We start from the raw sequence: 12827 nt of genomic DNA on the forward strand, positions 1-12827 counted from the left end.
GCAGACATCATTGTCCCCTGAGAGTGGTCGGTTCGATCCTCGAGGCCTTCGACGGGTCCCCGGGTCGGCTGACGCGTCCAGTGTGCCACCGCGACCTGCGCAGGTGAACAGCAAGTTAAGTGGAGTTCCTCACACCCAGCGCTGTTGTGGACATACGATCTGCCGATGCAACGGCTCAGCGGGCTCGACGCCAGCTTCCTGTACCTCGAAACTCCGTCACAACCGTTGCACGTGTGCTCGGTTCTCGACGTCGACACCTCGACGATGCCCGGCGGCTACACCTTCGACAAACTCCGTGACGAACTCGTGCTTCGCATCGGCGCCATGCCGGAGTTCCGGGACAAACTGGCCGACAGCTTCTTCAACCTGGATCATCCAGTGTGGGTGGAGGACAAGGATTTTGACGTCGACCGACACCTGCACCGCATCGCTCTGCCCAGCCCCGGCGGGCGGGCCGAGCTGGCCGAGATCTGCGGGCACATCGCCTCGCTGCCGCTGGATCGGTCGCGGCCGCTGTGGGAGATGTGGGTCATCGAGAACATCGCCGGCACCGATGCGCACGCCGGTGGCCGCCTGGCCGTGATGACCAAGGTGCACCACGCCGCTGTCGACGGGGTCACCGGTGCCAACCTGATGTCGCAGCTGTGCAGCACCGAGGCCGACGCGGCGCCGCCGGAACCCGTGGCGGGATCCGGCGACGCCAACGCCCTGGAGATCGCGGCAGGCGGGTTGGTCCGCTTCGCCAACCGGCCGGTGCATCTGGCGGCCAAGACGCTGCCCTCCACGGTCACCACAGTGGTCGACACCGTTCGCCGAGCGCTGGCGGGGTCCGCCATGACCAGCCCGTTCACCGCGCCGCAGACGGCGTTCAACGCGACCGTCACCGCGCACCGCAACGTGGCCTACGCGCAGTTGGACCTCGAGGACGTCAAGTTGGTCAAGAACCACTTCGGGGTGAAGGTCAACGACGTGGTGATGGCCCTGGTCTCCGGGGCGCTGCGCACGTACCTCTGCGACCGCGGCGAACTGCCCGACAACTCATTGGTGGCGATGGTGCCGGTGTCGGTGCACGACCGCTCGGACCGTCCCGGACGCAACAAGGTCTCCGGCATGTTCGCCAGTCTGCAGACCGACATTGCCGATCCCGCCGAGCGCCTCATTGCCATCGCCGAGGCCACTTCGGTTGCCAAGGAACACAGTTCGGCCATCGCCGCGACCCTGCTCCAGGACTGGTCGCAGTTCGCCGCACCCGCGGTGTTCGGCGCGGCGATGCGGGTGTACGCCAGCTCGCGGCTGACCGAGGCCCGGCCGGTGCACAACCTGGTGGTGTCCAACGTGCCAGGCCCGCAGGTGCCGCTGTACTTCCTGGGGTCAGAGGTCAAGGCGATGTATCCGCTGGGCCCGATCTTCCACGGCTCCGGTCTCAACATCACCGTGATGTCACTGAGCGGCAAGCTGGACGTGGGGCTGATCTCCTGTCCGGAACTGTTGCCTGACCTGTGGTCGATGGCCGACGACTTCGCCGTCGGTATGGAGGAGCTGTTGGTCTCCTGCAAGCGGTGAGACCCGCCTGGGGTCTCGGTAGTCGGGCCCCGAGCCCCCTCGCTCCGCTGGGGGTGCCCCCACCCCGGCTCCTTCGTCGCCGCATCGTCGACCCGCCTGGCCTGCGGTTCGAGGTTTACCTACCTCGTCATGGCAGCATGTTGCCCATGAGTCTGCTTCCCCGGCGTCGGTCCCTGCGTGCCACCGTGGCCGGGGTGACCATCGTGGGGCTGGTGCTCGCCGCGGCGGGCTGCAGCAGGCAAGTCGGCGGGCAGGCAACGCCGGCGGGCGCCAACGTCAGCGCCTCGGCGGTGTGGGGGCCGTGCAAGTTCAACGCCCCTGCGCAGATCGAGATGCCCGAGGACACGGAATGTGGGTTGCTTGCTGTTCCCGTGGATTACGACGTACCCGACGGCGACGTAATCGATCTGGCGCTGATCCGGTTCCCGGCCACGGGGGAGAAGATCGGCTCGCTGGTGTTCAACCCCGGCGGGCCGGGGGAGTCCGGGATCGAGGCCGCCTTCGGGTTGCTGCCCACCCTCCCGCCCGAGATCCGTGAACACTTCGACTTCGTCGGCTTCGACCCGCGCGGGGTGGCTGCGTCGTCGCCTGCGCTGTGGTGCAACTCCGACGCCGACAACGACCGTCAGCGGGCCGAACCGGTGATCGAGTACACCCGCGAAGGCGTGGACTATCTCAACAAGCAGACCGAGGAGTACGTCCAGCGCTGCGTCGACAAGATGGGTGTCGACTTCTTGGCCAACGTGGGCACCGACAACGTCGCGCGCGACCTGGACCGCATTCGCGAAGCCGTCGGCGACGAAAAGCTGACGTTTTTGGGCTACTCCTACGGAACCCGCATCGGTACCACCTACGCCGAGATGTACCCGCAGAACGTGCGTGCCATGATCCTCGACGGCGCGATCGACCCCAATGCCGACCCGGTGGAATCCGACATCGCCCAAGCCGCGGCGTTCCAGTCCGCGTTCAACGACTTCGCCGCCGACTGCGCCAAGAGCCCCGACTGCCCGCTGGGTACTGATCCGGCGAAAGCCGTTGAGGTGTACAAGGATCTGATGGCGCCGTGGCAGGAAACGCCGGCGCCCACCACCGATCCCCGCGGTCTCTCCTACTTCGACGCCGCGACGGCCACCATCATGGCGCTGTACTCACCGACGCTGTGGCGCCATCTGTCGCAGGGGCTGGCCGAGCTGAAGGAGGGCCGGGGCGACACGCTGCTGATCCTGGCCGACCTGTACATGCGCCGCGACGGCAACGGTCACTACACCAACGCCACCGATGTTCGGATGGCGGTGAACTGCATGGACGAGCAGCGTGTCACCGACATGGCCACGCTGGTGGACGAAGACCGCAGGCTGCGCGAGGCCGCGCCGTTCCTGGCCACCGGCGAGTTCACCGGCTTGGTCCCCGAGCCCACCTGCAACAAGTGGCCGGTACCACCCACCAGTGAGCCGCACGAGTTGTCGGTGCCGGATCTTCCTGCGACGCTGGTGGTTTCGATCACAGGCGACCCGGCGACACCGTATGAGGCCGGTGTGCAGTTGGCAAACCAGCTGGGCGGCGGGTTGGTGACGTTCAACGGCACGCAGCACACCGTGGTGTTTCGCGGCAACGCCTGCGTGGACGACTACGCGGTGAAGTACCTGATGGACGGTGCCGTGCCGGGCCCGGACACCGAGTGCTGAGCTCGCCGCCGAGGAAATGAGACCTGAGCGTGACCCGCTGGGCCACGCTTGCCACCCGCGGCCATGCGACGATGGGCCGTATGCTCTGCACCAGGCTCCCGGGTTCGATGCTGGCTTCGATCGCCCTGTTTGCCGGTGTGGCCGCTCCCGTTGCACAGGCTGCTCCGGCTGATCCTGTTGTGCAGCAGCAGGTTTGGGCTGACTGTTCGCAATTCGGCTACGGCGTCGACCTGCTGCCCACCGCCCAGTGCACCACGGTGAGCGTGCCCGTCAGCGCCGCGGACCCGGCCGGCCCGCAGGCGCAGTTGGCCGTCATCAAGGTCCCGGCGTCGGGTCAGCGGATCGGCCCACTGTTCGTCAACCCCGGCGGTCCGGGGGCGTCGGCGGTGGACACGGTGGCCGGTATGGGCCGGGCGCTGGCAGGCAGTCCGATCAACGAACACTTCGACCTCGTGGGTGTGGACCCGCGCGGCGTCGGGCACTCCACACCAGAACTGCGGTGTCGCACCGACGCCGAGTTCGACGCCTGGCGCCGCGAGCCCATGGTGGATTACAGCCCGGCCGGCGTGGCCGCCATCGAGGCCAGGTACCGCCAGTACGCGCAGCAGTGCGCCGACCGGATGGGGCCCGCCTTCTTGGCCGGCGTCGGCGCCGTCGACGCGGCCCGCGATCTCGACACCGTTCGACAGGTGCTCGGCGACGAACAGCTCAACTATCTCGGGTTCAGCTACGGCACCCAGATCGGCACCGCCTATCTTGAGCAGTTCGGCCCGCACGTGCGGACCATGGTGCTCGACGGCGCCATCGATCCCGCCGTGCCGCCCATGGAGGAGACCATCCGGCAGAACGCGGGCTTCCAGGAGGCGTTCAACACCTACGCCGCCGATTGCGCCCGATCCGCGGACTGCCCGCTGGGCCAGGATCCGGCCCAATGGGTCAACCGCTACCACCAACTGGTGGACCCTCTGGTGCAGCAACCCGGCCGGACCGCCGACCCGCGCGGGCTGAGCTATTCCGATGCCATCCTCGGCACCGGAAACGCGCTGTACTCGCCGCGGTACTGGTTGCTGCTGACCAGCGGCCTGTTGGGACTGCAGCGTGGCACCGACGCCGATGACCTGCTGGGCCTGGCCGACGTGTACCAGGGTCGTGACGCGCAGGGCCACTACTCCAACAAGCGCGACGCGTTCAATGCGGTGCGCTGTGCCGATTCGCCGGTACCCACCGACCCCGGGGCGTGGGCGACGTTTGATCTGCGCATGCGTCAGGTGGCGCCGTTCCTGTCCTACGGCGTCTTCACCGGGTTTGCTCCGCGCGACATCTGTGCCTTCTGGCCGGTGCCGGCTTCGTCCGTGCCCGCGCCTGCTGCCCCCGCGCCTGCGGGCTCGGTGATGGTGGTCGCCACCACGCGAGACCCCGCAACGCCCTATCAAGGAGGGGTGGATCTGGCACGTCAACTGCAGGCGCCTCTGCTCACGTTCGACGGCACCCAGCACACGGTGGTGTTCAACGGCCAGCAGTGTGTGGATACCGCGACGGTGAACTATCTGGTGGATCGGGTGCTCCCACCGGCCGATCTGTTTTGCTGAGCGCCAGCCGACTCACCGCCGTAACACAGAGTTAACAGCACATGCCTACGCTCGCGGACATGGATCGCCAGAAGGAATTTGTGCTGCGCACGCTGGAGGAACGGGACATCCGTTTCGTGCGGCTGTGGTTCACTGACGTGCTCGGATTCCTGAAGTCGGTGGCGATCGCCCCCGCAGAACTCGAGGGTGCGTTCGAAGAGGGCATTGGCTTCGACGGATCCTCCATCGAGGGCTTTGCCCGCGTCTCCGAGTCGGACACCGTCGCCCGCCCCGACCCGTCGACGTTCCAGGTGCTGCCGTGGACCACCAGCGGCGGCGACCACCACTCGGCGCGGATGTTCTGCGATATCACCATGCCTGACGGGTCACCCTCGTGGGCCGACTCGCGCCACGTCCTGCGCAGGCAGCTGGCCAAGGCCAGCGACCTCGGCTTCTCCTGCTACGTACACCCCGAGATCGAGTTCTTCCTACTGCAGCCGGGCCCCTACGACGGCAGCGAACCCGTGCCTGCCGACAACGGCGGTTACTTCGACCAGGCCGTGCACGACTCGGCGCCCAACTTCCGCCGCCACGCCATCGACGCGTTGGAGCAGATGGGCATCTCGGTGGAGTTCAGCCACCACGAAGGCGCCCCCGGGCAGCAGGAGATCGACCTGCGTTACGCCGACGCCCTGTCGATGGCCGACAACGTGATGACCTTCCGTTACCTCGTCAAAGAGGTGGCTCTGGGTGAGGGTGTGCGGGCGTCGTTCATGCCCAAGCCGTTCGCGGAGTACCCGGGCTCGGCCATGCACACCCACATGAGCCTGTTCGAGGGTGACACCAACGCCTTCCACAGCCCCGATGACCCGCTGCAGCTCTCCGATGTCGGCAAGTCCTTCATCGCCGGCATCCTCGAGCACGCCAGCGAGATCAGCGCCGTCACCAACCAGTGGGTGAACTCCTACAAGCGGCTGGTGCACGGCGGCGAAGCGCCCACGGCGGCATCCTGGGGCGCGGCCAACCGCTCTGCGCTGGTGCGCGTTCCGATGTACACCCCGAACAAGGCGTCCTCGCGGCGCGTCGAGGTGCGCAGCCCCGACTCGGCATGCAACCCCTACCTGACCTTCGCGGTGCTGCTGGCCGCCGGACTGCGTGGCGTCGAGAAGGGCTATGTGCTGGGCCCGCAGGCTGAGGACAACGTCTGGAGCCTGACCTCCGAGGAGCGCCGGGCGATGGGCTACCGCGAGCTGCCGGGCAGCCTGGGCTATGCCCTGGAGGCCATGGAGGGCTCCGAGTTGGTGGCTGAGGCCCTGGGCGAGCACGTCTTCGACTTCTTCCTGCGCAACAAGCGCACGGAGTGGGAGACCTACCGCAGCAAGGTCACTCCGTACGAGCTGAAGACTTATCTGTCGCTGTAAACGACAGATTGCCGATTCCGCTCCCCAAATTCTCGAACTGCGGCGCAGTTGCGTTACCGTGCTGACGTGTCTGCCTCCAAACCCGTAACGCTGCGCCCGAAGCTGCCCAGCGTCGGACGGCTGGGCTTGGTCGAGCCGCCCGCCAGGGCCGGACTCACCCGCCTGGGGTGGGACACCGACGAGCACATCGAACTGCTCTGGTCGCTGTCGCGTGCCCCCGACGCCGACGCCGCGCTGGCTGCGATGGTGCGTCTGGCCGACGCCCTGGGGCCCGACTGGGATGAACTCAACAGCGCGCTGCTGAAGGACAGAGGGCTGCGCGGCCGGTTGCTTGCCGTGCTGGGCTCGTCGCTGGCCCTGGGTGATCACCTGGTGGCCAACCCGACTTCGTGGCGACTGCTGCAAGGGCAGATCCAGCTGCCCACCGCCGAGCAGCTCAAGCGCACATTCCTGCACGCCGTCTCGCACGTGACGCCCGAAACCTCAACGGCCACCGTCATTCCCGTGCTGCGCACGCTCTACCGCGACCACGTGCTGGTGCTGGCCGGCCTGGATGTGGCGCCCACGGTGGAGAACGAGCCGGTACTGCCGTTCCCGACGGTGGGCGCGCACCTGTCGGACCTTGCGGATGCCGCGCTGGCCGCCGCCCTGCACGTGGCCACCATCTTGGTCTGCAAGGGCGCGCAGGCACCTCGGTTGGCCGTCATCGCCATGGGCAAGTGCGGAGCCCGTGAACTGAACTACGTCTCCGACGTCGACGTCATCTTCGTCGGAGAGAAAGCAGACGCGACAGAGACGCGGGTGGCCGGGGAGATGATGCGGCTGGCTTCGGAGACGTTTTTCGAGGTGGACGCCGCGCTGCGGCCGGAAGGCAAACGCGGCCAGTTGGTTCGCACCCTGGAATCGCATATCGCCTACTACGAACGCTGGGCCAAGACCTGGGAGTTCCAGGCGTTGCTCAAAGCGCGCCCGGCAGTGGGTGATCCCGAGTTGGGGCAGCAGTACATGGACGCCCTGATGCCGATGGTGTGGACCGCCTGCGAGCGTGAAGACTTCGTCGTCGACGTCCAGGCGATGCGCCGCCGGGTGGTCGAACTGGTGCCTGCCGATGTCCGCAGCCGAGAGATCAAACTCGGCACCGGCGGACTGCGGGATGTCGAGTTCGCCGTGCAGCTGCTGCAGTTGGTGCACGGCCGCAACGACGACTCGTTGCACGTCACCTCCACCGTGGAAGCGCTGGCGGCGCTGGGCTCCGGCGGCTACGTCGGTCGCGACGACGCCGCCAACATGACGGCCTCCTATGAATTTCTGCGCTTGCTGGAGCACCGGCTGCAGTTGCAACGCCTCAAGCGCACCCACATGCTGCCCGCGCCTGACGATGACGAGGCACTGCGGTGGCTGGCCCGCGCCGCGCATGTGCGTCCCGACGGCCGCCACGATGCACTCGGGGTGCTGCGTGAGGAGCTCAAACGCCAGAGCGTGCGGGTGTCACGGCTGCACGCCAAGCTGTTCTACCAGCCACTGCTCGAATCCGTGCACAGCGCCGTCGATTTCGCTGTCGGCCCGAACAAGGAGGGTATGACCAGCGAAGCCGCCGAGCGGCAGCTGGGTGCCCTCGGATACCAGGCGCCGCGCAGCGCGTTGACGCATCTGGCGGCGCTCACCAGCCAGGGCAGCAGGCGCGCCCGGGTGCAGGCGGTGTTGCTGCCGACACTGCTGGACTGGCTGTCGGACACCCCCGATCCTGACGCGGGGTTGCTGGCCTACCGCCGGATCAGCGAATCGCTGGCCGATGCCCGCTGGTATCTGGCGAGCCTGCGTGACGAGAGTGCGGTGGCCAAGCGCCTGATGCACGTGCTCGGCACCTCGGCCTACGTGCCGGATCTGCTGATGCGGGCACCGGAGGTCATCCAGCAGTACGCCGACGGCCCGACGGGACCCAAGCTGCTCGAGGTCGAGCCCGACGGGGTGGGCCGCTCGCTGGTCTCGGCGGCGGCACGCTACTCCGATCCGGTCAAGGCCATCGCCGCCGCGCGCACCCTGCGCCGCCGCGAGCTGGCCCGCATTGCCTCGGCCGACCTGTTGGGGATGCTCGACGTACGGGCGGTGTGCAAGGCGCTGACCTCAGTGTGGGTGGCGGTGCTGCAGGCGGCGCTGGAGGCGGTGACGCGGGCCAACACCCCGGCCGACGGTCAGGTTCCTGCGAAGCTAGCCGTCATCGGGATGGGGCGACTCGGCGGCGGCGAGTTGGGCTACGGCTCCGATGCCGACGTGATGTTCGTCTGCGAGCCGGCCGAGGGCGTCGAGGAGGCCCGGGCGGTGAAGTGGTCGGTGTCGATCGCCGAACAGGTACGCGCGCTGCTGGGTACCCCGAGTGCCGATCCGCCCTTGGAGGTAGACGCCAACCTGCGGCCCGAGGGCCGCAACGGCCCGCTGGTGCGCACCCTGGCGTCGTATGCCGCCTACTACCAGCAGTGGGCGCAGCCGTGGGAGATCCAGGCGCTGCTCCGGGCTCATTGTGTGGCAGGCGATTTGGAGCTCGGTCACCGGTTTCTGCTGATGGCCGACGCCACCAGGTATCCGGCGGGCGGGGTGTCCGAGCAGGCGGTGCAGGAGATCCGCCGGATCAAGGCACGGGTGGACGCCGAACGGCTGCCGCGCGGTGCCGATCCCAACACCCACACCAAACTGGGGCGCGGCGGGCTCGCCGACGTCGAATGGACCGTGCAGCTGCTGCAACTGCGGTTCGCCCACCGCATCCCTGCGCTGCACAACACCTCGACACTGGAGTCGTTGGACGTCATCGGGGCTGCCGAGCTGATCGCCGAGGGCGATGTCGACCTGCTGCGGCAGGCGTGGTTGACGGCCACGCGGGCTCGCAACGCGCTGGTGCTGGTGCGCGGCAAGCCCACTGATCAACTTCCGGGGCCGGGTCGTCAGCTCAACGCCGTCGCGGTGGCCGCCGGATGGCACAACGACGACGGAAGCGAGTTCCTGGACAATTATCTGCGGGTGACGCGGCGCGCGAAGGCTGTGGTCCGCAAGGTGTTCGGGGGCTGACTCGGTTTCACAGACCCCTTGGTGATAAGAAGATCGGGTGCGGTTTACACACGAGGCGACCAGTGACAACGAGCACGAGCGCCAGCGCGCCTACTTCGAGCCGTTCACCGGCGCGGTGCGCGACCTCTTGGACGCCACCATCCGTACCGAGATGGACGAGGATGTCATCCGAGAGGCGCAGGCTGCCATCGAGGCCGTGACGGCGCGGTTGCGCACCCGCCAGATCGACGGCGCGTACGGTGTCCGACTGAATTCGGACGGTCGCAGTCGATCCTGGGGCAACCCAGTGATCGGACTGCGCAACCCGATCGCTCCGCCGTTGCAGATCACCAGGGACGCCGAAGATCGCTGTGTCGCCGACTTCGAACTCGGGGCCGCCTACGAAGGGCCACCCGGCCACGTGCACGGCGGCATGTCAGCCCTGGTGCTGGACCACATCCTGGGTGAGGCAGCCAGTTCCGGACTGCGGAAACCGAACTTCACCGGCACCATCACCTGCCGGTACGTGCGGGCCACGCCGCTGGGCCGGCTGCGGGCCGAGGCGTTCGTCGACCGCGTCGAGGGGGTGAAGACCTTCGCGCGCGGCTTCATCGCCGATGCCGACGGGGTGACCGTCGAAGCTCAGGGGGTGTTCATCACTCCCGCCTGGGCGCGCGAAGCCGGCTGACTTGACTACACACCGCAGCACTGCCGGATACCGTCTAGCGGCGCGAGACGGCCAGCGCGCCGGGGCCGGTGACGGCCAGTAACAGCAACGCGAAGCAGAACAGCACCGCGGGCTCACCGCCGTTGTTGATGGGCCAAAAATCGGTGGGGATGTGCTGCCAGAAGTACGCAACGGCCATCTGCCCGGACCCGACGAGGGCCGCGATGCGGGTGAACAGCCCGATGGTGACCAGCACGCCGACCGCCACCTCGATGATGCCGGCGTACCAGAACGGCCATGTGCCCATTGGAATCTGCGGACCGCCGGGCCAGCCGAGCAGCTTGGAGGTGCCGTGCAGCAGGAACAACAAGCCGAAGACGATGCGGAAAACGCCGAGCGCCAGGGGAGTGCGGTTGCTCAGCTGTGCGTCCAATGTGGAGGTCATGGCCGTCACGATAACGCCCCGAGTGCCGTCACAGCTCCAGCATTATCGTCACCGGCCCGTCGTTGACCAGCGCCACCGACATGTCGGCGCCGAACACTCCGGTGGCGACCGTGGCACCCAGGCCGCGTAAGGCGTCGGCGAACACCGTCACCAGTGGCTCAGCCACCGTCGCGGGGGCGGCTGCGTTCCACGAGGGCCGGCGACCTTTGACGGTGTTGGCGTAGAGGGTGAACTGACTGACCACCAAGATGGGTGCACCGACGTCGGCGGCGCTGCGCTCACCATCGAGAACGCGCAACTGCCAGAGCTTTTCGGCCATCCGGCCGGCAGTGGCGGCGTCATCGTCGTGGGTGACCCCGACCAGCGCCACCAGCCCCTGGTGGTCAGGGGTGATGGAGCCCACCACCTGCCCGTCGACGGTGACACTGGCCGAGGTGACGCGCTGGAGCAGAACCCGCATGGACAGCAACTACAGCACATGCGGAACGAGAGTCAGCGGATCGACTCCCGGAACGCCACGCCGTCCTGGGCGGCAGCCATCCAGTCGCCGACGTCGACGACGGGATAGAGCTCGAAGTTGTTGAGCGGACCGAACTTCGAGACACCGTCCAGGATGCCGTCAATGGTGTCGGTCTCGATCACCGCGAAACCGCCCGCGCCGTCGAGGCGGCCGACGAACTGCAAGAAGTTGGTGCCCGCCGGAGCCTCCCACTTCGAGAACAGTTCCACACCGCGTCGTGCGGCGTCTTCGTTGTCCTGTTCCGAGCCGTTGAGCCGACTCGTCCAGGCCATCACATACTTCATGGTTCCTCCTAGGGGACTGATGTAGGTCAGTGTCCTCGCTGAGCAGGAGCGCAACCGTCGTTCGGCCGACGCCACGCAAGATCATTGATGGTGAAACCTCTAGGCGGACAAAACAACTCTTGCTGGAACACAAAAATGCCCCGTCCGTGAGGACGGGGCATCTTTGCGCGTGTTGTGGTTACACGTCGTAGTAGAGGCTGAATTCGTACGGGTGAGGACGGATCTGCACCGGCATGATCTCGTTCTCCCGCTTGTAGGAGATCCAGGTCTCGATGAGGTCCTCGGTGAACACACCACCCTCGGTGAGGTACTCGTGGTCCTCTTCGAGCTTGTCGATGACGGCAGACAGCGAGGTCGGGGCCTGCGGGATGGCGGCGGCCTCGTCCGGCGGCAACTCGTAGAGGTCCTTGTCGACCGGGGTCAGCGGCTCGATCTTCTTCTTGATGCCGTCGATACCGGCCATCAGCATGGCCGCAAACGCCAGGTACGGGTTGCCCGAGCTGTCCGGGCAACGGAACTCCAGGCGCTTGGCCTTCGGGTTGTTACCGGTGATCGGGATACGCACGCAGGCCGAGCGGTTGCGCTGGCTGTACACCAGGTTGATCGGGGCCTCGTAGCCCGGCACCAGACGCTTGTAGGAGTTCACCGTGGGGTTGGTGAACGCCAGCAGCGACGGAGCGTGGTGCAGGATGCCGCCGATGTAGTGGCGGGCCATGTCCGAGAGTCCCGCGTAGCCCGACTCGTCGTGGAACAGCGGCTTGCCGTCCTTCCACAGCGACTGGTGGGCGTGCATGCCGGAACCGTTGTCACCGAACAGCGGCTTGGGCATGAAGGTGACGGTCTTGCCGTTGGCCCAGGCGGTGTTCTTGATGATGTACTTGAACAGCAGCACATCGTCGGCTGCGGCCAGCAGCGTGTTGAACTTGTAGTTGATTTCCGCCTGGCCTGCGGTGCCCACCTCGTGGTGGCCGCGCTCCAGGGTGAAACCGGCGTTCTGCAGGTTGGTGGCCATCTCGTCGCGCAGGTCGACGTAGTGGTCGTACGGCGCCACCGGGAAGTACCCGCCCTTGGGGCGAACCTTGTAACCGCGGTTGGGGGACCCGTCGGCCTCGAACGGCTCGCCGCTGTTCCACCAGCCGGACTCGGAGTCCACCTCGTAGAAGGTGCCGTTCATCTTCGAGTCGAAGCTCACCGAGTCGAAGATGTAGAACTCGGCCTCTGCACCGAAGTAGCAGGTGTCGGCGATGCCGGTGCTGGTCAGGTAGTTCTCCGCCTTGCGGGCCACGTTGCGCGGGTCACGCGAGTAGGCCTCACGAGTGAACGGGTCGTGCACGAAGAAGCTCAGGTTCAGCGTCTTCGCTGCGCGGAACGGATCGATGCGGGCGGTCGAGGGATCCGGCAGCAGCATCATGTCGGACTCGTGGATCGACTGGAAGCCGCGCACCGACGAACCGTCGAAGGCCAGCCCGTCCTCGAACACGCTCTCGTCGAACGCGGAGGCGGGAATCGAGAAGTGCTGGACGACACCGGGCAAATCGCAGAACCGGATGTCGACGTACTCGACGTTCTCGTCCTTGATCAGCTTGAAAATGTCGTCAGCGGTCTTTTCTGCCACTTAGTGCTCCTTTGTGCATC

At 66.9% G+C, this 12827-nt stretch carries 10 protein-coding genes; 6 read left to right on the plus strand and 4 right to left on the minus strand.

The features are described 5' to 3' along the window. Positions 1-165 precede the first annotated feature (165 nt). The 6 genes from BVC93_RS22920 (at position 166) to BVC93_RS22945 (ending at position 9964) form a co-directional block, all read left to right on the plus strand. On the plus strand, positions 166-1563 hold the full coding sequence (locus BVC93_RS22920; protein ID WP_083739465.1) for a WS/DGAT/MGAT family O-acyltransferase: 1398 nt from the start codon (positions 166-168) through the stop codon (positions 1561-1563). Positions 1564-1709: 146 nt separating this feature from the next. Then, the gene (locus BVC93_RS22925) at positions 1710-3248 is read left to right on the plus strand and encodes an alpha/beta hydrolase (RefSeq protein WP_083739466.1); all 1539 of its coding nucleotides are present in this window, start codon (positions 1710-1712) and stop codon (positions 3246-3248) included. Positions 3249-3319: 71 nt separating this feature from the next. Beyond that, positions 3320-4837 (plus strand): alpha/beta hydrolase, encoded by a 1518-nt coding sequence (locus tag BVC93_RS22930; RefSeq protein ID WP_083739467.1) that lies wholly within the window; start codon positions 3320-3322, stop codon positions 4835-4837. Between the two features lie 59 nt (positions 4838-4896). Next, entirely contained in the window at positions 4897-6237 is a 1341-nt protein-coding gene (gene glnA, locus BVC93_RS22935; protein WP_083741261.1) for a type I glutamate--ammonia ligase, read from the plus strand. A gap of 66 nt (positions 6238-6303) precedes the next feature. Next, positions 6304-9297, plus strand: coding sequence for a bifunctional [glutamine synthetase] adenylyltransferase/[glutamine synthetase]-adenylyl-L-tyrosine phosphorylase (locus BVC93_RS22940; RefSeq protein ID WP_083739468.1), 2994 nt, complete (start codon positions 6304-6306; stop codon positions 9295-9297). Positions 9298-9334: 37 nt separating this feature from the next. Then, positions 9335-9964, plus strand: a complete 630-nt coding sequence (locus BVC93_RS22945) for a PaaI family thioesterase (protein WP_083739469.1) — start codon at positions 9335-9337, stop codon at positions 9962-9964. Positions 9965-9998: 34 nt separating this feature from the next. On the opposite strand, the gene BVC93_RS22950 is transcribed toward BVC93_RS22945, so the two are convergent. From BVC93_RS22950 to glnA (BVC93_RS22965), 4 genes are all read right to left on the minus strand, one after another. Further along, on the minus strand, positions 9999-10388 hold the full coding sequence (locus BVC93_RS22950) for a DoxX family protein (RefSeq protein ID WP_083739470.1): 390 nt from the start codon (positions 10386-10388) through the stop codon (positions 9999-10001). A 28-nt stretch (positions 10389-10416) separates the two neighbouring features. Continuing rightward, positions 10417-10848 carry a D-aminoacyl-tRNA deacylase gene (gene dtd / locus BVC93_RS22955; RefSeq protein WP_083739471.1) on the minus strand — a complete coding sequence of 144 codons (432 nt, stop codon included), beginning with the start codon at positions 10846-10848 and terminating at the stop codon, positions 10417-10419. 32 nt (positions 10849-10880) lie between these two features. Then, a complete protein-coding gene (locus BVC93_RS22960) occupies positions 10881-11192 on the minus strand; it encodes a DUF3303 domain-containing protein (RefSeq protein ID WP_083739472.1) in 312 nt (103 codons plus the stop codon). A 178-nt stretch (positions 11193-11370) separates the two neighbouring features. Further along, entirely contained in the window at positions 11371-12807 is a 1437-nt protein-coding gene (gene glnA / locus BVC93_RS22965) for a type I glutamate--ammonia ligase (protein WP_083739473.1), read from the minus strand. Between the last annotated feature and the right edge of the window lie 20 nt (positions 12808-12827).

The sequence above is a fragment of the Mycobacterium sp. MS1601 genome, from assembly GCF_001984215.1.
Lineage (GTDB): Bacteria > Actinomycetota > Actinomycetes > Mycobacteriales > Mycobacteriaceae > Mycobacterium.

What these genes read in the sequence shown, in the direction of transcription:
- BVC93_RS22920 (WP_083739465.1), top strand. Translation starts at nt 166, where the DNA reads ATGCAACGGCTCAGCGGGCTCGACGCCAGCTTCCTGTACCTCGAAACT.
- BVC93_RS22925 (WP_083739466.1), top strand. Translation starts at nt 1,710, where the DNA reads ATGAGTCTGCTTCCCCGGCGTCGGTCCCTGCGTGCCACCGTGGCCGGG.
- BVC93_RS22930 (WP_083739467.1), top strand. Translation starts at nt 3,320, where the DNA reads ATGGGCCGTATGCTCTGCACCAGGCTCCCGGGTTCGATGCTGGCTTCG.
- glnA (WP_083741261.1), top strand. Translation starts at nt 4,897, where the DNA reads ATGGATCGCCAGAAGGAATTTGTGCTGCGCACGCTGGAGGAACGGGAC.
- BVC93_RS22950 (WP_083739470.1), bottom strand. Translation starts at nt 10,388, where the DNA reads ATGACCTCCACATTGGACGCACAGCTGAGCAACCGCACTCCCCTGGCG.
- dtd (WP_083739471.1), bottom strand. Translation starts at nt 10,848, where the DNA reads ATGCGGGTTCTGCTCCAGCGCGTCACCTCGGCCAGTGTCACCGTCGAC.
- BVC93_RS22960 (WP_083739472.1), bottom strand. Translation starts at nt 11,192, where the DNA reads ATGAAGTATGTGATGGCCTGGACGAGTCGGCTCAACGGCTCGGAACAG.